The 21844-nt window shown below is 29.0% G+C and carries 22 protein-coding genes; all 22 read right to left on the reverse strand.

What is annotated here, in order from left to right:
* Positions 1–3: 3 nt before the first annotated feature.
* Positions 4–996, reverse strand: coding sequence for a metallophosphoesterase family protein (locus NSA23_RS01150; protein WP_338080851.1), 993 nt, complete (start codon positions 994–996; stop codon positions 4–6).
* Between the two features lie 47 nt (positions 997–1043).
* Positions 1044–2111 carry a recombinase RecA gene (recA, locus tag NSA23_RS01155; RefSeq protein WP_042681820.1) on the reverse strand — a complete coding sequence of 356 codons (1068 nt, stop codon included), beginning with the start codon at positions 2109–2111 and terminating at the stop codon, positions 1044–1046.
* An 87-nt stretch (positions 2112–2198) separates the two neighbouring features.
* Complete coding sequence (locus NSA23_RS01160; RefSeq protein WP_042681818.1) at positions 2199–3434, reverse strand: competence/damage-inducible protein A; 1236 nt, start codon at positions 3432–3434, stop codon at positions 2199–2201.
* A gap of 17 nt (positions 3435–3451) precedes the next feature.
* Entirely contained in the window at positions 3452–3976 is a 525-nt protein-coding gene (gene pgsA, locus NSA23_RS01165; protein ID WP_042681815.1) for a CDP-diacylglycerol--glycerol-3-phosphate 3-phosphatidyltransferase, read from the reverse strand.
* Positions 3945–5297 carry a 30S ribosomal protein S12 methylthiotransferase RimO gene (rimO, locus tag NSA23_RS01170; protein ID WP_075052121.1) on the reverse strand — a complete coding sequence of 451 codons (1353 nt, stop codon included), beginning with the start codon at positions 5295–5297 and terminating at the stop codon, positions 3945–3947. The genes pgsA and rimO overlap by 32 nt, the downstream gene beginning before the upstream one ends.
* A 14-nt stretch (positions 5298–5311) precedes the next feature.
* Entirely contained in the window at positions 5312–7381 is a 2070-nt protein-coding gene (locus NSA23_RS01175) for a DNA translocase FtsK (protein ID WP_050069830.1), read from the reverse strand.
* Between the two features lie 109 nt (positions 7382–7490).
* Positions 7491–8315 carry an undecaprenyl-diphosphatase UppP gene (uppP, locus tag NSA23_RS01180; protein WP_042681811.1) on the reverse strand — a complete coding sequence of 275 codons (825 nt, stop codon included), beginning with the start codon at positions 8313–8315 and terminating at the stop codon, positions 7491–7493.
* 84 nt (positions 8316–8399) lie between these two features.
* Entirely contained in the window at positions 8400–9095 is a 696-nt protein-coding gene (locus tag NSA23_RS01185) for a ClpP family protease (protein WP_042681809.1), read from the reverse strand.
* A 132-nt stretch (positions 9096–9227) separates the two neighbouring features.
* Positions 9228–10442 carry an aspartate kinase gene (gene dapG / locus NSA23_RS01190; protein WP_042681807.1) on the reverse strand — a complete coding sequence of 405 codons (1215 nt, stop codon included), beginning with the start codon at positions 10440–10442 and terminating at the stop codon, positions 9228–9230.
* A gap of 71 nt (positions 10443–10513) precedes the next feature.
* Complete coding sequence (locus tag NSA23_RS01195; RefSeq protein WP_042681805.1) at positions 10514–10756, reverse strand: YlmC/YmxH family sporulation protein; 243 nt, start codon at positions 10754–10756, stop codon at positions 10514–10516.
* 95 nt (positions 10757–10851) lie between these two features.
* Positions 10852–11283 carry a dUTP diphosphatase gene (gene dut / locus NSA23_RS01200; RefSeq protein ID WP_042681803.1) on the reverse strand — a complete coding sequence of 144 codons (432 nt, stop codon included), beginning with the start codon at positions 11281–11283 and terminating at the stop codon, positions 10852–10854.
* Between the two features lie 49 nt (positions 11284–11332).
* Positions 11333–12043: a polysaccharide deacetylase family protein gene (locus NSA23_RS01205; protein WP_042681801.1), complete on the reverse strand. Its 711-nt coding sequence runs from the start codon at positions 12041–12043 to the stop codon at positions 11333–11335.
* 136 nt (positions 12044–12179) lie between these two features.
* Positions 12180–14303 (reverse strand): polyribonucleotide nucleotidyltransferase, encoded by a 2124-nt coding sequence (gene pnp, locus NSA23_RS01210; protein ID WP_042681799.1) that lies wholly within the window; start codon positions 14301–14303, stop codon positions 12180–12182.
* Between the two features lie 137 nt (positions 14304–14440).
* Positions 14441–14710 (reverse strand): 30S ribosomal protein S15, encoded by a 270-nt coding sequence (gene rpsO, locus NSA23_RS01215; RefSeq protein ID WP_042681797.1) that lies wholly within the window; start codon positions 14708–14710, stop codon positions 14441–14443.
* A 127-nt stretch (positions 14711–14837) separates the two neighbouring features.
* A complete protein-coding gene (locus NSA23_RS01220; RefSeq protein ID WP_042681795.1) occupies positions 14838–15752 on the reverse strand; it encodes a bifunctional riboflavin kinase/FAD synthetase in 915 nt (304 codons plus the stop codon).
* A 12-nt stretch (positions 15753–15764) separates the two neighbouring features.
* The gene (truB, locus tag NSA23_RS01225) at positions 15765–16661 is read right to left on the reverse strand and encodes a tRNA pseudouridine(55) synthase TruB (protein WP_042681792.1); all 897 of its coding nucleotides are present in this window, start codon (positions 16659–16661) and stop codon (positions 15765–15767) included.
* Between the two features lie 9 nt (positions 16662–16670).
* Positions 16671–17642, reverse strand: coding sequence for a DHH family phosphoesterase (locus NSA23_RS01230; RefSeq protein ID WP_050069807.1), 972 nt, complete (start codon positions 17640–17642; stop codon positions 16671–16673).
* Positions 17635–18006, reverse strand: a complete 372-nt coding sequence (rbfA, locus tag NSA23_RS01235; protein WP_042681790.1) for a 30S ribosome-binding factor RbfA — start codon at positions 18004–18006, stop codon at positions 17635–17637. The genes NSA23_RS01230 and rbfA overlap by 8 nt, the downstream gene beginning before the upstream one ends.
* 13 nt (positions 18007–18019) lie before the next feature.
* Positions 18020–19981, reverse strand: a complete 1962-nt coding sequence (gene infB, locus NSA23_RS01240; protein WP_050069806.1) for a translation initiation factor IF-2 — start codon at positions 19979–19981, stop codon at positions 18020–18022.
* A 39-nt stretch (positions 19982–20020) separates the two neighbouring features.
* Positions 20021–20299 carry an RNase P modulator RnpM gene (rnpM, locus tag NSA23_RS01245; RefSeq protein ID WP_042681785.1) on the reverse strand — a complete coding sequence of 93 codons (279 nt, stop codon included), beginning with the start codon at positions 20297–20299 and terminating at the stop codon, positions 20021–20023.
* A 10-nt stretch (positions 20300–20309) separates the two neighbouring features.
* Positions 20310–21359, reverse strand: coding sequence for a transcription termination factor NusA (nusA, locus tag NSA23_RS01250; protein ID WP_042681782.1), 1050 nt, complete (start codon positions 21357–21359; stop codon positions 20310–20312).
* 17 nt (positions 21360–21376) lie between these two features.
* Positions 21377–21841, reverse strand: coding sequence for a ribosome maturation factor RimP (gene rimP, locus NSA23_RS01255; RefSeq protein WP_042681781.1), 465 nt, complete (start codon positions 21839–21841; stop codon positions 21377–21379).
* Positions 21842–21844 lie beyond the last annotated feature (3 nt).

Raw genomic sequence — 21844 nt, forward strand, 5'->3', positions numbered from 1 at the left:
ATACTAATCATCTCCTAAATCTTTCATTTGAGAGGATGCAATTCTTCTTAAAGCTTCTTCCTTTACATTTTCTGCAACTCCTTCAGCTGTAGAAACTTCTAATAATACTTCATTAATATCCAATTTTTCAAAGCTGACAGTTGAATCTATAGATTGCTTAAACTGGACTAATCTCTCATTTTTAAATATAAAAGTTTCAATTTTCTTTCTATCTAATATTTTTTCTCCAGGTAATGCTGTTTTCAACGGAATAAGTTTTATATTTATATCATCATTTAAATCAATTAAAACTACTTGAGGAATTCTTTCAATTTCTTTAAGACTATTTGTTATTCGGATCAAACTTCCTGGGTTCACAAAGTATTTATCATTTGATTTTATAATACCAAATCCTGAATGATAATGTCCAGAAAGTGTAATATCAGCTTTAGTAGATTTTATATCATATATTAATGTATAGGGAATTCCCTTTATAAAAGGTTTATCTAAGAGCATACCATGAACCATATGAATTGAATAGTCTGCTTTAGGATCTACATCATTTATAATATATCTATTTAAACTATTATTATCATCAATATTATATATATATGGCTGACCTGTTAGTTGTACAGTCACATCATCTTTTTTTAAAAATACAATTTGGTTTTCATCTATTAAATTTACTGTACCAATAGAATTAAACAATCCTAGCATAGTCCTATTTATTGTATCTGGATTATGTCCATATATGTCATGATTACCACAGATTATATAAATTGGCATCTTAAATTTATTTAAAATGGTAACGAATCTACTTACAATGGAAATAGAAACATCTGGTCTATCAAACAAATCCCCTCCATGTAGTATATAATCTACATTGTGTTTATTTGATATATCCAATACTTCATTAAATTTTTCCTCTAAGGTATCAACTAAATTATCTTTTCTATTTGCAGGAGTAGTTCCTCTTATATGTGTATCTGTAAAGAATAGTATTTTCAAATATAACACTCCTTTAAGATAAAACCTCCTTATATAATATAAGGAGGTTTTATCTTCTATTTATTTTTTTCTTTCTTTTTTTCACTTTTATCCTTACTTTCGTCTTGAATGTTTTTTTTATCTTTTTTATTTATTAAACCATATTTTTCTCTAATTTTATTTTCTATTTCCAAAGCTATTTCAGGATTTTCTTTTAGAAAATCTTTAGAGTTTTCTCTTCCTTGACCTAACCTATGCTCACCATAACTGTACCAAGAACCAGCTTTATTTATAATATCAGAAGATACTCCTACATCTAAAATATTTCCTTCTTTAGATATACCTTCCCCATACATTATATCAAATTCTGCTTTCTTAAAAGGAGGTGCTACCTTATTTTTAACAACTCTTACTCTAGTACGATTTCCTATTATATTATCACCTTGTTTTATAGCTTCTATTCTTCTTACATCCAATCTTACTGAAGAATAAAACTTTAAAGCTCTACCTCCCGTAGTAGTTTCAGGATTTCCAAACATAATTCCTACTTTTTCTCTAAGTTGATTTATAAATATAGCAATAGTTTGAGACTTACTTATAGAGCCTGATAATTTTCTTAAAGCCTGAGACATAAGCCTTGCTTGTAATCCAACATGACTATCTCCCATTTCTCCCTCTATTTCTGCTTTTGGAACTAATGCTGCAACTGAGTCAACTACTACAATATCCACAGCACCACTCCTTACTAAAGCTTCTGCAATTTCTAAAGCTTGCTCTCCTGTATCAGGCTGAGATACAATTAAATTTTCAGTATCTACCCCTAGTTTCTTTGCATAAGTTGGATCTAAAGCATGTTCAGCATCTATGAAAGCAGCAATACCACCTCTTTTTTGTGATTCAGCTATAGCATGAAGAGCTACTGTAGTCTTACCAGAAGATTCAGGGCCAAATACTTCTATCACCCTCCCTTTAGGAAGTCCTCCTATTCCTAAGGCTATATCTAAATCTAAAGCTCCAGTTGGAATCACCTCAATATTCATATGAGCATTTTCTCCTAATTTCATTATAGAACCTTTACCAAACTGTTTTTCTATTTGATTTAAAGCATTATTTAATGCCTTTTGCTTATCAGTGTTTTCAACCATTTATACCCAGTTAAACTGGATTCACCACCTTTCAAATATTAGAACACAAGTTCATAATAACTATTCTACATTATTTTAGTGGTATAGTCAATTATTAATTTTAAGTAAATATTTTCTTCCTTCTGCAAATACCTTATTTGCAGCTTTCCTTTGAATAGAGTTTCTATCTCCAGTAAAGAAAGTTTTTATAGCATAGTTTTCATTTTTAGTTGCTAGTCCAATATAAACTAAACCCAAAGGTTTAGTTTTGGTTCCGCCAGTTGGTCCTGCTATTCCAGTTGTAGATAAAGCTATGTCTACATTACTTTTGTTCAATAGTCCTAAAGCCATTTCTCTCGCAGTTTCTTCACTTACAGGTCCATGAGCTTCTAATGTATCTTTATTTACATTTAATTCTTCCATTTTAGAATTATTACTATAAGCAACTATTCCTCTTTCAAAAACTTGAGATGCATCTGCTAGAGCTGTAAATCTGCTAGATACTAAACCTCCAGTACATGATTCACAAAATCCTACTGTCATGTTATTCTTCTTTAATAACTGAAAGAAAACTTCTTCAATAGACTCGTCATTATAGCTATATATATAATTTCCTACTTTTTTATTAATTTTATCTATTATAGGGTTAATAAGTTGGTTAACTTCTTTTTCACTTCTGCCCTTTCCAGTCACCCTAATTTCTACTTGTCCTTGTTTTGCATAAGTAGCAATAGTTGGGTTAGATTGATTAGCAATAATATCTTTAATTAATTCCTCCAAAGAAGATTCTCCTATTCCCATAGTTTTTATAACTTTTGATTTTATAATATTTTCTTGTTTTAATAATGGAACTGTATAATTATTAAACATAGTTTTCATTTCATTTGGAGGTCCTGGCAGAAACACTATTTTCTTGCCTTTCCGATTTAAGAAAACACCAGGAGCTGTTCCTATATCATTATTTAAAATTTTGCCTCCTTTAGGTATATAAGCTTGTTTTATATTATTCTCTGTCATTTTAGCATTCTTTTTCTTAAAATATTCTTTTATATTTTTAAGATAAATATTATTAAGTTCTAATTCAATACCTAAAGTTTCAGAAACAACTTCTTTTGTTAAATCATCCTTAGTTGGTCCTAAGCCGCCTGTATAAATAATTAAATCTGATCTGCTAATTGCCAGTTTTGTAACATCTTTAAGCCTATTTGCATTATCTCCTACAACAGTATGATAAAATATATCTATACCCAATTCAGCTAATTTCATAGATATAAATGTAGCATTAGTATTTATAGTATTTCCAAGAAGCAATTCACTACCAACACTAATAATTTCAGATTTCATAAGTTTTCAACTCCTGTCTATCTTTCCCCAGAATGTAACACTTTTTTATTTTTACGTATATAGTCTATTCCTGATAATATAGTAAAGAACACTGCTGTATAAAGCATTATTGTATCAAAAGGATGAATATTAAATAATATTGCTATTACAGCTACTAGTTGAGTGATTGTTTTTATTTTTCCTAAACTACTTGCTGCAATAGTAACTCCTTCTGAAGCTGCAATAACTCTTAAACCTGTAATTGCAAATTCTCTTGCAATGATAACTACAACCATCCAAGCTGGTACTCTTTTTAATTCTACTAAAGATATTAAAGCTGCAGAAACCAATAATTTATCAGCTAACGGATCCATAAATTTACCAAAGTTAGTCACTTGATTTCTGCTTCTAGCTATATATCCATCTAATGTATCAGTAAGTGATGCTATTATAAAAATTGCTGCAGCTATATATTGACCATTACTAATATTGGAAAGTAAGAAAAACATGAAAATAGGAATTAAAACAACTCTAAAAAGTGTTATCTTGTTGGCCAGATTCACCTATAATCGCCCCCATTAAATCATACTCTAAATAATCAACAATTCTTACCTTTATAAAACTTCCTATTTCTACTTTATCACTACTATTAAAATAAACAAGACCATCTATTTCAGGACTATCCATATAAGTTCTACCAATATATGTACCTGATTCTATTTCTTCTTCCACTAAAACAGTATATATTTTACCTAGTTTTTCTTTATTTCTTTTTAAAGATATTTCTTTTTGCAGTTCCATTATTTTGTCTTTTCTATATTTTTTTGTTTCTTCATCTATTTGATCTTTGAAATTATATGCACTTGTCCCTTCTTCTCTAGAATAAGTAAAGACACCTAATCTATCAAATTTATTTTCTTCAACAGATTGATATAATTCATTAAATTGTTCTAATGTCTCCCCAGGAAATCCAACTATAATTGTAGTTCTAATAACTATTTCTGGAATTTCATTTCTTAATTTACTTATTAAATTTGTAATATCTTTTTTAGTAGTTTTTCTATTCATATTTTTTAAAACTTTATCACTCATATGCTGAATAGGTATATCTAAATACTTTACTACCTTATCATTTTCTTTAATAGCTTTTATAAAATTATCATTAAAATTATCAGGATACATATATAAAAGTCTAATCCAATTTATTTTTTTTATTTTATTTAATTTCTCTAATAAATGAGGTAATTTATACTCACCATATAAATCTATTCCATAATCTGTTGTATTCTGTGCAATAAGTATTATTTCTTTGACACCTTCATCTGCCAAATATTCAACTTCTGAAATAATATCCTCTATTTTTCTACTTCTGTATTTGCCACGAAGTTTTGGTATTATACAATAGGAACAATTGTTATTGCAACCTTCAGAGATTTTAACATAGGCAGTATGATTAAAATCTCTTCTTTTAGGTTTTTCTACATATTCACTATTTATATTTCCTACTTTTATAACTTTATTTTTTCTTTCTAATTCCTCTATTAAATTTACTATCTCTTTTATATTTCCTGTACCTATAATTCCGTCTACATATTTTATTTCATCCATCAATTCTTTCCAGTATCTTTCTGCTAAACAACCTGCCAATACAATATATTTACAACGACCATATTCTTTGTATTTACACATTTCCCAAATAATTTCTATTGATTCTTCTTTTGCATCATTAATGAATCCACAGGTATTTATAACTATCACATCTGCTTTATTTAATTCATCAGTAATATAATATCCCTTATTAAGTAAAATACTTGTCATTAAATCCGAATCTATTTCATTCTTTGAACATCCTAAAGTAATTATAGCTATGTTTTTTGTATCCAACTATGAACACCTCTTTATTCTGAATTAAAAGTTTCTTTGTCAATTAACACTTTTCTAGGTTTACTGCCTTCATGTCCACCGACTATTCCTCTCTCTTCCATTTCATCTATAAGACGTGCAGCCCTTGCATATCCAATACGTAATTTTCGTTGAAGGAGTGATATGGAAGCTTGATCTTCCTCTATAACTAAATTTATAGCTTCAGGAAGTAGTTCATCTTCGTTTTCTTTGTCTTTGTCAATGATAGATTTATTTTCCATAGAATCTATTATTTCTTCATCATATTCTACACTTTTCTGTTCTTTTAAAAATTTAACTACTTCCACAACCTCCTCATCATCAACAAAAGCACCTTGCACTCTTAATGGTTTAGAAAAATTAGAAGGATAGAAAAGCATATCTCCTTTACCTAATAATTTTTCTGCTCCGCCCATATCTAAAATAGTTCTGGAATCTGCCTGAGACGTAACTGCAAAAGAAATTCTAGATGGTATATTAGCTTTTATAGTACCAGTAATTACATCTACTGAAGGCCTTTGAGTTGCTACAATTAAATACATTCCAGCAGCTCTAGCCATTTGTGCCAATCTACAGATATAATCTTCTATTTCTTGAGCAGATACCATCATTAAATCTGCTAATTCATCAATAATTATAACTATCTGAGGTAAAACTTCAGACTCACTTTCTTTATTATTTTTAATTTTGTTATTATAACTATGGATATCTCTTACATTATTTTGAGCAAAAATTTTATATCTTCTAGTCATTTCTTCTACAGACCAACTTAATGCATTTCTAGCCTTTTTAGCATCTGTTACCACCGGAATTAACAAGTGAGGAATTCCATTATATATATTTAACTCTACTACTTTAGGATCAATTAAAATTAATTTCACATCTTCAGGGCTAGATTTATATAATATACTCATAATAATAGTATTTATGCAAACACTTTTCCCTGAACCTGTAGCCCCAGCAATTAATAAATGAGGCATTTTTTCCATATTAGTTATTATTGGTTTCCCTGATATATCTTTTCCTAAAGCTAAAGGTGTTTTTGTATTAATATTCTTATAATCCTCTGACATTAAAATTTCTTTTAAGGGTACACTCAATTTATTTTTATTAGGCACTTCTATACCTACTGCTGCTTTTCCTGGTATGGGGGCCTCTATTCTTACATCAGATGTAGCTAAGTTTAAAGCTATATCATTAGATAAATTTACTATTTTACTCACTTTAACTCCTGGAGCAGGTTGTAGCTCATAACAAGTAATAGTAGGTCCTTTACTTATTTGGACAATTTCTGCTTTAATACCAAAGTTCTCCATCGTTTCTTCTATTTTTTTTGCATTTGATAGAACTTCTTTTCTATCATTAGAACTTTTTTCACTTCGTCTATCTTTCAATAAATCCAAATGTGGAAAATTATAAGTATTTGTAGACTCTTCATTAAAGTTTATGTTTTTCTTTTTAACTTTGTTAAAATTTTCTTTGTTGAAATTTTTATTATTGTTATAATCAAATATTTTTATTTTTTCATCTTTCTTTTTATTAGATTTAGTATTTTCTTTTTTCCTCATAATATTTAATGTATTATTGTCTTTTTTAGTTTTAGAAGGTTCATTTTCCTTAATTATTTTTTTGAAAAAATTTTTTATCTCTATTTCTGTTATTAATAAAAAGTTTACCAATGCAATAATAAAAAATATTATATAAGAACCTAAAGAGCCAAATAATTTAAAGGAAAGATAGCCAAAAAAACCACCTATAATTCCCCCACCTAGGCCACTTTTACTATATTCAAAGGCTAGATTTATATGTTCTCTAAAAGAATCTGTTCTTACTTTACTAATATCTAAAATAGTTATAAAAGACAAAAATATTATCAATAGGAATATCGTTTTTTTATCTTTTGCTATATCTACTTTATTTATAATAAATAATACTCCAGTAAATATAATAACTAATGGAAATATATAGCCTCCAAATCCCATTAAGGCAAGATATGTGTCTCTTAAGAGCTTTCCTATTATCCCCATTTTATCACTTAACAAACTTAAAACAGAGAGCATTCCCATAGATATTATAATAAGACCTGTTACTTCTCTATTAAATTCTTTCTTCTTCTTTTTCAACTTAACCACCTCTAGAATTATTTCTACAGATGATTTTAAAATCTCTATTTATTTAAAACATCTGAGTAAATAATAATATTATTCCTAAAGCCCATAGATAATAAGAAAAATAATATAGTTTTTCATTTTCTAATAATTTAATTAAAATTTTTATTGAAATAACTCCTACAACAGTAGAAATAACAACTCCTAATAATAATGGAGCAGAAAAATGTGCTTTGCTTCCAGTATCTATTACTTCCTTTATGCCTAATAGTCCAGCACCAAAAGTTGCTGGTAATGCAAGTAAAAAAGAAAACTCTGTTGCTAATTTTCTATTTAAGCCTCTAAATAATCCTCCTGCTATAGTAGAACCAGATCTAGATATGCCAGGTGCTATAGCCGCTCCTTGAAAAACTCCTATTAGTATGGAATCAAATAAACTCATATCTTTTACATCCTTATTACCTCTAGCTTTTTTATCAACAAACCATAATATAAATCCTGTAATTAGAAAAGCAATGCTAATTGCCGATATAGAACTATATAGCTTTTCAAAACTATCTTTAAACACTAGACCTATTATGGCTGTAGGTATACTACCAATAATTATTAAGATAGCCATTTTTTGGTATATATTAGTAATTTTAAATTTCTTGTTTTTTATACCTTGTCCTAGCATTCTAAAGAATTCAATTATTATCTTTATAATATCATTAAAGTACACGATAAAAATAGAAATTAATGTACCAAAATGAAGCATTTCAGTAAAAAATAAATTTCCCTCTTTGATACCAAAAAAATGTTGCAAAACTACTAAATGCCCTGAACTACTAATTGGTAAAAATTCAGTAACACCTTGAAATATTCCTAAAATTATAGCTTGTATAAATGTCAAAAAAATCCCCCCTTAAAAAACTGTTTATCTATGTTATTATAGCATAATTTAGTTAGTTATACTATATGCATTATTTAATGAGATTCAAAAGAGAGTTTTAAGCTTTTTCATAGCTTCACTAAATCCGCCAACTTTATCTATTAAACCACAATCTACTGCTTCTTGGCCTATGAGTATAGTTCCTACATCATTTGCAATTTCATCAGTTGCATACATTAATTCCATTAAAACTTTTTTATCAACCTTTGATGTTCTTAATATGAAATTTATAATTCTCTGCTGCATTTTTTCAAAATATCTAAAAGTTTGAGGGCCGCTTATTACTAATCCTGTGGTTCGTATTGGATGAATAGTCATAGAAGCGGAAGGAACTATAAATGAATAATCCGTTGCAGTAGCTAATGGTACACCTATACTATGCCCTCCTCCTAATACTAAAGATACCTTTGGCTTATCAATACTATTTATCATTTCTGCTAATGCCAGGCCTGCTTCTACATCTCCGCCTATTGTATTTAATATAATAAATATACCTTTGATATTAGGATCTTCCATAGCTGAAATCAGAAGAGGAATTATATGTTCGTATTTTGTAGCTTTTTTTTGAGGAGGTGAAACTGTGTGTCCTTCAATTTCACCTATTATTGTTAAAAATTGTATGTCTTTTGGAATATTTTTACTGTTTGACTTCTTTTCAGTACCTAGTTCTATAAGACTTTCAATTTCATTATTTTGATTCTCTTCATTTTCACCATTATTATTTAAATCTAAAAATCCCATTAAAATATTACCTCCATTTACTCTTCAATAGTTTCTTTTTTTAGTTTCTACTCTTTATTAAAAAATATGCTAAAACAAGAAATTTATTTTAAAAAAGCATGATTATCCTTATATAAGGATAATCATGCTTTTTTATTCATATAGCTTAAATTCTTTGTGAAGAGCGGTTAAAGCTTTATTTGTATCTTTTTCTTTTATCAAACACCAGATAGTACTATGAGAGTCTGAAGTTTGTAATATCCTTATGTTTTCTCTAGATAGAGACTTAACTATTCTACCCATCACACCTGGAACTCCTTGCATCTTATAGCCTATGGCACTTAGCTTACAACAATTTTTGATTAGTTCATAATTATAGTCCCCTTTAACTAATATTTTTTCAACTATATTTAAATCTTCTTCGTTAATAGTGAAAACTTTTTTATCAATAAAAAAATTTATAAGATCAATACTTATATTATGAAAGGTTAATTGTTCCATTAATTTTTCAGTATCATCTGATTCTTCATCAATACGTATTATTACTTGCACTCTACCCTTTTTATAAGTAATAGCAGTAATAATTTTTTCATTTTTAAAATCTTTTTTGCCATTTAAAATTAATGTTTCAGTACTCTCTATTGTGGTACCCTGTTTATTTGAAAAAGTATTTTTTATTTTTATGGGAATATTATATTTTTGAGCTAATTCTACAGCTTTTGGGTGTATTACTTTTGCACCATCTTCAGCTAATTGATATACCTCAGAATATCCCATAGATTCTAAAGAACGAGCATCTGGTACAATATTTGGATCTGCAGTCATTATCCCATCCACATCAGAATAAATTTCCACCAATTTGCTATTTAAAGCTTTACCTAATGCTATAGCTGTTATATCACTACCTCCTCTGCCTAAGGTAGTAATTTCACCATCTTCAGTAGCCCCTTGAAAGCCAGCGACTATTACTATATAACCTTTATTTAAACTATTATTTATTTTGTCAGGTTCAATTTTTATAATTTCGGCTTTGCCAAAATTTTTAGTAGTTTTAATTCCAGCTTGATATCCTGTATATACTATAGACTTATATCCTTCTTCACTTAATGCATTAGCCAATACTACCGCTGAAATAATTTCTCCACAAGATAAAATCATATCTAATTCTCTACTAGATATAAAATTTTTATTTATTAAATCAATTAATGAATCAGTAGAATAAGGATTTCCTTTTCTTCCAATTGCGGATACTACTACAACTACATTATAATTTTCATTATGCTTTTCCACTATTTTAGCCACAACTTGTTTTCTACTTTCTTTTGTTGCTACAGAAGTTCCGCCATATTTCTGAATTATTGTATTCATTACAACCTTCACCTCTAATTTTTATTCACCTTTAGTTTTATAATATGGATTAGCTAAAAGTTTGTGACTTTTCAATAATCTTCTATTTCCACTATTATCATGTCATCTCCTATTTTTTTTATTGAATTCCAAGGTATTTCTATCTCTTCTTTTTCTCCAAATAACTTAAATTGTACTCTTTTATCTGGTAGTAATAAGGATATAATTTTCCCAGTGTTTATATCTATTATCACGTCTGAATCTGCAATCATTCCTAATCTTCCACCATCGTTTAAATTTACAATTTCTTTTCCTCCTAATTCGCTTAACAACATTTAAATTCCTCCAAGCACAAATTTATTTTTACTTTATTTTATTGTTTTTTTATAATATATGAATGTATCATCTATGATATGCTTTGTTATAATTTCTAATATCCTGTATGTCCAAAGCCTCCCTGACCTCTTTCTGTGTTATCTAAGGAATTTACTTCTACAAAATCAGCTTTTTCATATTTAACAAAAATTAATTGAGCTATTCTATCGCCTTTATCTATAACAAAATCTTCATTACTTAAATTAATCAATATAACTTTGATTTCACCTCTATAATCACTATCTATAGTACCTATTGCATTGGCTAAGGTTATACCATGCTTTAAAGCTAGTCCACTTCTAGGTCTAACTTGTCCCTCGCACCCAAAAGGAATGGAAAGAAAAATACCTGTAGGAATCAAAGCTCTTTCTAAAGGTCTTAAAATCTTTGGTTTTTCAATATTAGCATATAGGTCCATACCTGCTGATCCCTCTGTTTTGTATTCAGGGAGAGAAAAAGAACTTTTGTTAATTATTTTAACTTTCATTTTTATCACCTCAGTATCATTTTTTAATAAATTAATAAATATAGTGAAATTATTTTATAATTTGATTAACCTTTCCAATGGAATATCCTTCCTTTTTTAATGACTTAATAATTGTAGGTAGCGCTTTTATAGTTTCTTCTGTAGGATGCATTAAAACTATAGTGGATTTTTCTGCCTGAGTCAATACTCTGTTTATAATTTTATCCTCTGTACTATCATCTCTCCAGTCTATAGTATCAATACTCCACATAATTATATCATAATTTAAATCTTTTGCCGCTTTAATCGTATTATCATTAAAAGAACCTGATGGTGGTGCAAAATATTTACATTCTATATCTAATGTTTCATTTAAAACTTCATGACATTTTTTAATTCCTTCCATGTTAGCTTCATATCCTAACTCTCCATAATTCTCATGGGAATAACCATGATTTCCAATTTCATGATCATGAGAATATATTTCCTTTAACAAATCCTTATTTTTTTCTGCCCATTTACCAGTTACAAAATAAGTTATTTTAATTTCTTCTTCTTCAAAAATAGAAAGCATTTCAGGTATATATTCATTGCCCCAATCTACATTACAAGCAAAGGCTATAATATTTTCATTTGTATTTCCTTTATAAAATACATCTTCTTTAAAAGTTTCTTCTGAGTTTTTATAATATACATTATAGAATATTATAAAAACTATTATTATACATAATAATGTAATAATCATATATAATTTTCTTTTATTTATATAAAAAATTTTCATAATTTACCTCCTTTTATAAACTAGGTTTTGTTATATTCTATTCAAATTTATATTAATATATGCTATATCAATTATGATAAGATTTATTATGATATTTTATGATGAAAAAACATGAACCATCCCTAGGTTCATGCTCTTATTTTCTTTTATTCTTTTTATCTTCTTTTCCTTTTTCGTCTTCATCTTTTGGTAGAGTGGCTTTTCTAGATAAATTTATTCTTCCTTGGTTATCTATCTCTATTACTTTTACAAGTATTTTATCTCCAATAGATAGTACATCCTCTACTTTATTTATTCTTTCTCTTGCAATATTGGATATATGAACTAGCCCTTCTTTACCATTTAATATTTCTACAAAAGCTCCAAATGGGGCTATTCTCGTTACTTTACCTAGATATGTCTCTCCTACTTCTACATCTTTTACAGCCTTGTTAACCATTTCCATAGCTCTGTTTCCCTTTTCTTCATCATCAGCAGCTATAAAAACTTTGCCTTTTTCATCAATATCTATTTTAACATCTGTTTCTTCTATAATTTTATTAATAACTTTTCCTCCAGGTCCTATTACATCCCTTATTTTATCTGGACTTACTTGCATAGTAAATATTCTTGGTGCATAAGGAGATAACTCTTCTCTTGGTTCAGAAATTACTGATAACATTTTATTTAATATAAATAATCTACCTGTTCTTGCTCTTTCTAATGCCTCCTCTAAAATATCTCTTCCAATTCCAGCTATCTTTATATCCATTTGAATAGCTGTAATACCTTTTTCAGTGCCTGCAACTTTAAAGTCCATATCTCCTAAAAAGTCCTCTAAACCTTGAATATCAGATAAGATCACAACTTTATCCTCTGATTTCATAAGTCCCATAGCTATTCCTGCAACAGGTGCTTTTATAGGCACTCCTGCATCTAATAATGCTAAAGTGCTTCCGCACACACTAGCTTGAGATGAAGAACCATTAGAGCTTAATATTTCAGATACTAATCTAATTGTATATGGAAAGTCCTCTTCTGAAGGAATAACTGGCTCTAGAGCTCTCTCTGCTAAAGCCCCATGTCCAATTTCTCTTCTACCAGGACCTCTAAGCATTCTTGTTTCTCCAACGCTATATGGAGGAAAATTATAATGATGCATATATCTTTTAGATTCTTCTTCACTTATACCATCGATTATTTGTACATCGCTTGATGCACCCAATGTAGCAATAGTAAGGGCTTGAGTTTGCCCTCTTGTAAATAATCCAGAACCATGTGTTCTAGGTAATATTCCTACATCAATAGATATTGGTCGTATTTCATCAATTTTTCTATTGTCTGGTCTAATACCTTTTTCTAATATCATTCTTCGTACTTCTTCTTTTGTTATTTCGCCTATAATCGCATCTATATCTTTTTCATGGTCAGGATATTTTTCTAGAAAATGTTTAAAGATTTCCTCTTTGACCTTATCCATATTTTCTTCTCGTATTTGCTTATCAGTAGATTGAATAGCTTTCACTATTTTTTCTACAGTAAAATCTCTTACTTCATTCTCTATTTCCTCTTCAGGTTTGAAAACTTCGTACTCTAATTTTTCTTTTCCTATTTCTTCTCTAATTTCCTCTATAAAATCACATATACCTTTTATGTGCTCATGTGCAGTTATTATGCAATCTAGCATAGTTTTTTCAGATACTTCATTTGCCCCGGCTTCAACCATCATTACAGCTTCCTTAGTACCTGAAACTACTAAATGTAAGTCAGATTTATCTCTTTCATCACTAGTAGGATTGATAACTATATTATCATCTACTAAACCTACTAATACAGAGCCTGTTGGTCCAGCAAATGGAATATCAGATATTGTAAGGGCTATTGAAGAGCCTATCATTGCAATAATATCAGGAGTGCAATCCTGATCTGTAGATAATACTGTTGCAATAACTTGTACATCATTTCTGTACCCTTTTGGAAACAATGGTCTTATAGGTCTATCAATAAGTCTTGAAGTTAAAATAGCCTTTTCACTTGGCCTTCCTTCTCTTTTTATAAACCCACCTGGTATCTTACCAACTGAATAAAGCCTTTCTTCAAAATCAACACTTAGTGGAAAAAAATCTATTCCTTCCCTAGGTTCCTTAGATGCAGTGGCTGTTACTAAAACAACAGTATCACCATATCTAACAATGCAGGCACCATTTGCTTGTTCTGCAACTTTTCCTATAGTCACAGATAATTTTCTACCTGCTAAATCATATTCAAAAACTTTCTCCATGTTTTACCTCCTTTTATTTTTGTATAATAACTATTAATAATAGATATTATAACCTGAATTCAATAAAAAAAACTATATTAAATAATAAATAAAGTTTAAGTCTAATAAATCAATAGAGCGGGAGTCCCCGCTCTATTCTATCCTCTTATATGCAACCTTTCAATAAGATTACGGTATCTTTCTATATCTGAGTTTTTCAAATAATTTAATAACCCTCTTCTTTGCCCAACCATCTTTAACAAACCTCTTCTTGAATGAAAATCTTTTTTATGATTTTTAAGATGTTCATTTAAAGTATTTATTCTATAAGTCAACATAGCAATTTGGACTTCTGGTGAGCCTGTATCACCTTCATGTACTTTGTATTCTTCTATAATTTTAGCCTTTTCTTCCTTTGTCAATGCCATTTAAAGCACCTCCTCATTAATTTTATTCGCCTCCAGCTAAGTGTATCGTCGAGGATACGATATACTTAGCTGGAGGTAACCAAGACTAAGTTAATTTTATCATATACTTATTGGAATGTAAACATTATTAAATTCTTTTTATATTATCTACATCTTTAAGCATTTGAGCTATGAGCTCTTCTCTTGTATTAAACTTTATCTCTTCTCTAATAAAATCTATAAATTTCACACTAATTTTTTTGCCATATATATTATTATTAAAATTTAATATATAGCTTTCTACACTAACATCATCGTCATTAAAAGTAGGATTTTTCCCTACATTTGTCAAGCTTAAATATTTCTTTCCATCAACAATAGTAATAGATTTATATACACCAAATTTAGGTACTAAATAACCTTTATCTAATTTAATATTTGCCGTAGGAAAACCTAGTCCTTTTCCTCTTTTATTTCCTTCTACTACTTCTCCTTCCATTTCATAAGGTCTACCTAAAAATTTATTAGCTTTCTCAATATTTCCTTCACTTAGTAATTCTCTTATCAAAGTACTGCTTATAATTAACTCTTCACCATATACTGGCTCTACTACTATAACTTCAAAACCAAACTCTTTTCCTAATTTCTTTAAACAAGCACTATCTCCCTGAGCCTTATGTCCAAATCTATAGTTAAAGCCTACTACTACAAGTTTAACATTCAATTTATCTACTAATATATCTTCTACAAATTGTCTTGGACTAAGTTGCATTATGTCTTTATTAAAATTCATTGAATAGATCATTTCAACCCCAATAGATTCTAATAAGGAGATCTTTTGATTATTAGAAGTTAGCAATTTAGGCCTCTTATTTCCACGTATTATACTCTTAGTATGTGTTTTAAAAAGCAATACTGAACTTTTAAGTTTTTTTTCTCGTCCTTTACTAACCATTGTTTTAATTAGCTTTTGATGACCTATATGCAACCCATCAAAATTGCCTAAGGCTACAGCTGTTTTTTCTTTAACCATCTCATTTTTTTCATAATTTACTATTTCCATATTTTATCACCTTTATAATAATACTTTATCCATTTTAAAAATTAATTCTTTATTTTTATTTGTAATTTTTCCAATACCTATAAAAGTGTCTTTACAATAAATACGTAAATTTTCTTCTATTTCAACATCTTTAAATATATCTAGATTATTTAATTTAATTTTTTCACCATTAGAAAGTTTTTTCCAAAGATATGGTGGAAAATCAAAAGACTTAAAGCATTTTAATCCATAGTCCATAGGTATTAAAATATCCTCAATCTCTTTATTTGCATTTTTAATAAAAAGAGTTTCTAAACTAATGGCTTCCTCTATATTAAAAGGATAAACCTCTTCTCTCATTAAATAGGACATATATCCATAGGTGCCTAGCATTCTCCCTATATCATTACATAAGGTTCTTACATATGTTCCTCTAGAACATTTAACTCTAAATAATATCTTATTATTTTCTATATTTAATATGTCCATATCATATATGTATACCTTTCTTTTTTTTCTTTCTACTTCTATTCCTTCTCTAGCTAACTCATATAGCTTTTTTCCCTTATATTTTAGAGCTGAGTACATAGGAGGAAGTTGATATACTTCCCCTTTAAAAAACTCAAAGATTCTAATAATATCTGTTTTAGATACAATTTTATCAGATTGTTTTAAAACTTTTCCATCTTCATCTTGAGTATCAGTTTCATATCCTAATGTAAGCTCAGCAATATATGTTTTATTTGAGTCTAATAGATATTCACTAGTTCTTGTAGCTTTACCTACGCATATAGGCAATACTCCACTAGCATTTGGATCTAATGTACCTGTATGTCCTACTTTTCTTATACCCAATATTTTTCTAACTTCTCTAACGATATCATGAGAAGATAAACCCTTAGGTTTAAAAATATTAAAAACACCGTCCATAACATCACCTTAAATATAATTATATATTTCTTTTAATATAATCTTTTTTGCATCATCTATATTTTCATATATTGTACAACCTGCAGCTCTTTTATGTCCTCCTCCATTAAATTTTAAACTAATTTTGGAAACATCAACTTCCTTTTTAGATCTTAAGCTAATCTTTATCTCTTTTTTATCTATTTCTTTCAGTATACAGGCTACTTCTACTCCCTCAATATCCCTAATGAAAGAAACTAAACCTTCTGCGTCTTCTATACTTGCCCCACAATCATTTAACATTTTTTGAGTTGTTTTTACTATAGCAATTTTTCCATTTTTAAATATTTTTAAAGTGTTTAATGATTTAATAAAAAGTTTGGTTTTTTCTAAAGTCTTACTTTGATATATATTTACAATAATTTTATTTAAATCAATATTTTTATCTAATAAATCTGCTGCAATTAAGTGAGTTTCCATAGTAGTACTATCATACATAAAGCTTCCTGTATCTGTACTTATGGCCACATAAATACATGTAGCTATATCTTCATCTATATCTATATTCATTTCTTTTATAATATGGTATACTATCTCCCCAGTAGAACTAGCTAATGGGGAAACAATATTTAAATCTCCAAAATTATTATTAGTTATATGATGATCTATATTAACTATTTTTTTTGATTTTAAAGCTATTTCTTTTGCTACACCCAATCTTTCCATATCACCACTATCTAAAGCAATAAAAAGATCTATGTCTTCATCAATATTTGGCTCTTGAAAAAAATGCATATTAGGTAAAAATTGAAAATTTTTTGGAATACTATCAACTTTTACTATATTTATGTCTTTATTCATTTTTTCAAGAGCCCTGCCTAAAGCCAGCAAAGATCCTATATTATCTCCATCTGGCTGAACATGGCTAGCCAAGTAAATATTATTACTTGATTTAATTAAATCAATAAACTCATCTATTAACAGATTTAATTCTCTATTCATCTGTACTCCCTCTTTTATCCTTTTTATTTACTTTATCTATAAGCTTTGACATATATATACCTCGTTCAATAGATTCATCTAATTGAAAAATTGGTTCTGGGATATATCGTAAGTCCACTTTATCTCCTATTTCATTTCTTATAAATCCTTTAGCACTTTCTAATCCTTTTATTGTATTATCTTTTTCTCTTTCATTTCCTAATACACTAATATAAACTTTGGCATATCTCAAATCCCCTGTAACATCTACATGAGTTACACTTGTCATTGGAGATATTCTAGGATCCTTTAGATCATTAGATATTATATACGAAAGTGCTTTTTTTACCTCTTCTGAAATTCTATTTATTCTTTTATTATTCATAAAGAATACACTCCTATCTCTTTACCTCTTTTAAAATATACGCTTCTACAATATCCCCTTCTTTTATATCATTATAGTTTTCAAGACTTAACCCACCTTCATAACCTGATTGAACTTCTCTAACATCATCCTTGAAACGTTTTAAAGATGAAATATCTCCTTCATAAATTACTACATCTTCTCTTAATAATCTTACTTTAGAACTTCTGGTTATCTTCCCTTGTAAGACATAAATGCCAGCAACCATTCCTACATTAGGTACTTTAAAGGTAGCTCTTATTTCTGCTCTTCCTATAGCTTCTTCTACTATATCAGGATCTAATAGTCCTCTCATTGCAGACTCTATATCTTCTATAGCGTCATATATAACTCTATAAGTTCTTATATCTACGCTTTCTCTTTTAGATATATCTATGGCAGTTAAAGTTGGTCTTACATTAAAGCCTATTATGATAGCATTTGAAGCCGAAGCTAGCATAACATCACTTTCTGTTATTCCACCTACGCCACCATGTATAATATTTACCCTAACTTCTTCAGTTTCTAACTTAGCTAAAGATTGTTTTACTGCCTCTACAGATCCCTTTACATCTGCTTTTATTATTACATTTAATTCTTTAACTTCACCTGATTGTATTTGTTCAAAAAGATCATCAAGAGAAACTTTCTGAGAAGCTTTCATCTGCTCTTCTCTTATTTTTTCTTTCCTTATTTCAGTATAATGTCTTGCTTTCTTCTCATTATCTACTACATATATATATTCACCAGCTTCTGGCACTTCAGACAAGCCTAATATCATAACTGGTATGGAAGGAGTAGCTTTTTTAACTCTTTTTCCTTTATCATCTATCATAGCCCTTACTCTTCCATGAGATGTCCCTGAAACTACTACGTCTCCTACTCTTAAAGTACCTTTCTGAACTAAAGCAGTAGCTACTGGTCCCTTTCCTTTATCTAATTCTGCTTCTACTATTATCCCTACAGCTTTTCTATCTGGGTTTGCTTTCAACTCTTGCATCTCTGCAACTAATAGTACCATTTCTAATAACTCGTCAATTCCTTCATTATTTCGAGCTGAAACTGGAACACATATAGTGTCTCCTCCCCAGTCTTCTGAAACTAAACCATATTCTACTAACTCTTGTTTTATTCTATCTGGATTTGCAGTAGGTTTATCTATTTTATTTATTGCAACTACTATAGGTACTTCTGCAGCTTTAGCATGGTTTATTGCTTCAACAGTTTGAGGCATAACTCCATCATCTGCAGCAACTACTAAAATAGCTATATCAGTTACCTGTGCACCTCTTGCTCTCATAGTCGTAAAAGCTTCATGCCCTGGAGTATCTAAAAACACAATTTTTTCCTTACCTATTCTTATGGTAGAAGCTCCAATATGTTGAGTAATTCCACCAGCTTCTCTCTCAGTAACAGCAGTCTTTCTAATAGCATCTAACAAGGAAGTTTTTCCATGATCTACATGTCCCATAACTGTTACTATAGGTGGTCTAGGTTTTAAATCTTTTGAATCATCTTCAAAATCTAGATCGATTCCAATATCTTCACTATCTTTTTCAATATCAATAGGCTTTATAGAAACTCCAAATTCCTCAGCTACAATACTAGCAGTATCAAAATCTATAGCTTGATTTTGATTTGCCATAATTCCCAATGGTATAAGTTTAGTAATAACTTCACTAGGAGTAACATCTAGTTTTTCTGCTAGGTCTTTAACTACTATATTTTCCTCTATTTCTATTGCCTCAATATCTTCTATATTATCATCTTCCTTTACATTTTTTTCATTTGAATCCACTTCTGACCCTAATAATTCTTTTATTAGTTCTGCCTCTTCTTTTTCCACAGTACTCATATGGCTATTTATATCCAAATCTAAATCAGAAATTCTTTTTATTAACTCTTTACTAGTTATATTTAATTCCTTTGCTAATTCATATACTCTAATTTTTGTCAAACTATACACCCCCCAAATTATTTAAAGGTGACTCTATATCTAATGTTCATTATCTTTTTTAGAAATTATATATGCTAACTCATTATATATTTCTTCTGGAATTTCAGTTTCTAATATTTTAGAAAGTTTTTTATTCTTTTCTAAATTATCTAAGCAATCTATATTATTGCAAATATAAGCTCCTCTTCCATTAATTCTACCCGTTGAGTCTACCATTACACCTTTTTCTTTATTTTTAACTACTCTTATTAGATCTTTTTTTATTCTTTTTTGACCACAAACTATACATTTTCTTAAAGGCAGTTTTCTTTTTTTCAATTAAATCACCCTACTCTTTAATTTCTGTTTCATATTGACTCTCACTTTTAATATCTATTTTCCAGTTTGTAAGTTTTGCTGCAAGCCTGGCGTTTTGTCCCTCCTTACCTATGGCCAAGGACAATTGATAATCTGGAACTACAACTAGTGCTGATTTCTCTCTTTCATCTACATCTACCATTAAAACTTGTGAAGGGCTTAAACTATTAGCAATAAATTTCTCCATATCTTTATTCCATATAACTATATCTATCTTTTCTCCATTTAACTCCTCAACTATTGCCTTAACTCTGCTTCCTTTAAATCCTACGCAAGCTCCTACTGGATCTACATTGTCATCTTTAGAATAAACTGCAATTTTTGTTCTAGAGCCAGCTTCTCTAGATATTGCATAAACATCTACTACTCCATCATGAATTTCTGGAACTTCTAATTCAAAAAGTCTTTTTACCAAACCAGGATGGGATCTTGAAAGGACTATTTGTGGACCCTTAGTTGTTTTTTTCACCTCTAAAATATAAACTTTTATTCTATCTCCTTGCTCATATCTTTCACCTTCAATCTGTTCTGAAGGTGGTAAAACTCCCTCTGTCTTACCCAGATCTATATAAACCATATTTTTACTTATTCTTTGTATCATTCCAGTAACTATTTCATTTTCCCTATTTACAAACTCTTCATATACAACTTCTCTCTCTGCTTCTTTTATCTTCTGCATTACCACTTGTTTAGAGGTTTGAGCTGCAATTCTTCCAAAGTTCTTAGGTGTAACTTCTATTTTAACTATATCATCAATTTCATATTTGCTATCAATTTCTTGTGCTTCTTCTAAACCTATTTCTAACAATTTATTAGACACATTCTCCACTACGGTTTTATTTGCATATACTTTTACTGAACCTGTATTTTTATCTATTTCAACTTCTACATTTTGAGAAGAACCAAAGTTTTTCTTATATCCTGATATCAATGCAGATTCTAAAGCATCAAATATAGTATCTTTAGATATGCCCTTTTCTTTCTCTATTTCCTCAAGTGCCTGTATAAACTCGGCTTTCATTTTTTTCAAAACCTCCCTCAAAATATAACAGCTAAATTAATCTTAGATATAATCTCTCTAGGAATTTCAATTTCTCCTAAATCAGAATCAATTATTTTTATCATATCTTTATTAAAAGATAATAATTCCCCAATATAGTTCTTCTTTTCCTTGAAATTCTTATATAGACTAACTTCCACAATCTCTCCTAAATTCCTATTAAAATCCTTATCAGTTTTAAATGGCCTATCAAGACCTGGAGATGAAACCTCTAAATAATAAGGAATATTAATAGGATCATGTTCATCTAATGAATTGCTTATAAATTCACTTACATTTTGACAATCGTCTATTGTTATACCACCAGGTTTATCAACAAATACTCTTAAAAAATGATTCTTTCCCTCTTTAACAAACTCTACATCAACTAATTCATATCCAAACTCTTTTATTTTAGATTCACTAATTTTATATATTAAACTAATTATATCTTTCTTTCTCACAAT

The sequence above is a fragment of the Anaerosalibacter massiliensis genome, assembly GCF_024623155.1.
GTDB classification, from domain to species: domain Bacteria; phylum Bacillota; class Clostridia; order Tissierellales; family Sporanaerobacteraceae; genus Anaerosalibacter; species Anaerosalibacter massiliensis.

Bases quoted from the DNA above. Each gene is read 5' to 3' on its own strand.
- NSA23_RS01230 (WP_050069807.1), bottom strand. From the start codon at position 17,642: ATGAATAGAGAATTAAATCTGTTAATAGATGAGTTTATTGATTTAATT.
- rpsO (WP_042681797.1), bottom strand. From the start codon at position 14,710: ATGGCATTGACAAAGGAAGAAAAGGCTAAAATTATAGAAGAATACAAA.
- dapG (WP_042681807.1), bottom strand. From the start codon at position 10,442: ATGAATACAATAATTCAGAAATATGGCGGAACTTCTGTAGCAACAAAA.
- dut (WP_042681803.1), bottom strand. From the start codon at position 11,283: ATGAAAGTTAAAATAATTAACAAAAGTTCTTTTTCTCTCCCTGAATAC.
- NSA23_RS01195 (WP_042681805.1), bottom strand. From the start codon at position 10,756: ATGTTGTTAAGCGAATTAGGAGGAAAAGAAATTGTAAATTTAAACGAT.
- NSA23_RS01185 (WP_042681809.1), bottom strand. From the start codon at position 9,095: ATGGGATTTTTAGATTTAAATAATAATGGTGAAAATGAAGAGAATCAA.
- NSA23_RS01175 (WP_050069830.1), bottom strand. From the start codon at position 7,381: ATGGGAATGCTCTCTGTTTTAAGTTTGTTAAGTGATAAAATGGGGATA.
- pnp (WP_042681799.1), bottom strand. From the start codon at position 14,303: ATGGAGAAAGTTTTTGAATATGATTTAGCAGGTAGAAAATTATCTGTG.
- recA (WP_042681820.1), bottom strand. From the start codon at position 2,111: ATGGTTGAAAACACTGATAAGCAAAAGGCATTAAATAATGCTTTAAAT.
- NSA23_RS01205 (WP_042681801.1), bottom strand. From the start codon at position 12,043: ATGAAAATTTTTTATATAAATAAAAGAAAATTATATATGATTATTACA.
- rbfA (WP_042681790.1), bottom strand. From the start codon at position 18,006: ATGAATAATAAAAGAATAAATAGAATTTCAGAAGAGGTAAAAAAAGCA.
- NSA23_RS01220 (WP_042681795.1), bottom strand. From the start codon at position 15,752: ATGGAAATAGTAAATTATGAAAAAAATGAGATGGTTAAAGAAAAAACA.
- NSA23_RS01160 (WP_042681818.1), bottom strand. From the start codon at position 3,434: ATGAAATCTGAAATTATTAGTGTTGGTAGTGAATTGCTTCTTGGAAAT.
- truB (WP_042681792.1), bottom strand. From the start codon at position 16,661: ATGGACGGTGTTTTTAATATTTTTAAACCTAAGGGTTTATCTTCTCAT.
- nusA (WP_042681782.1), bottom strand. From the start codon at position 21,359: ATGAAAGCCGAGTTTATACAGGCACTTGAGGAAATAGAGAAAGAAAAG.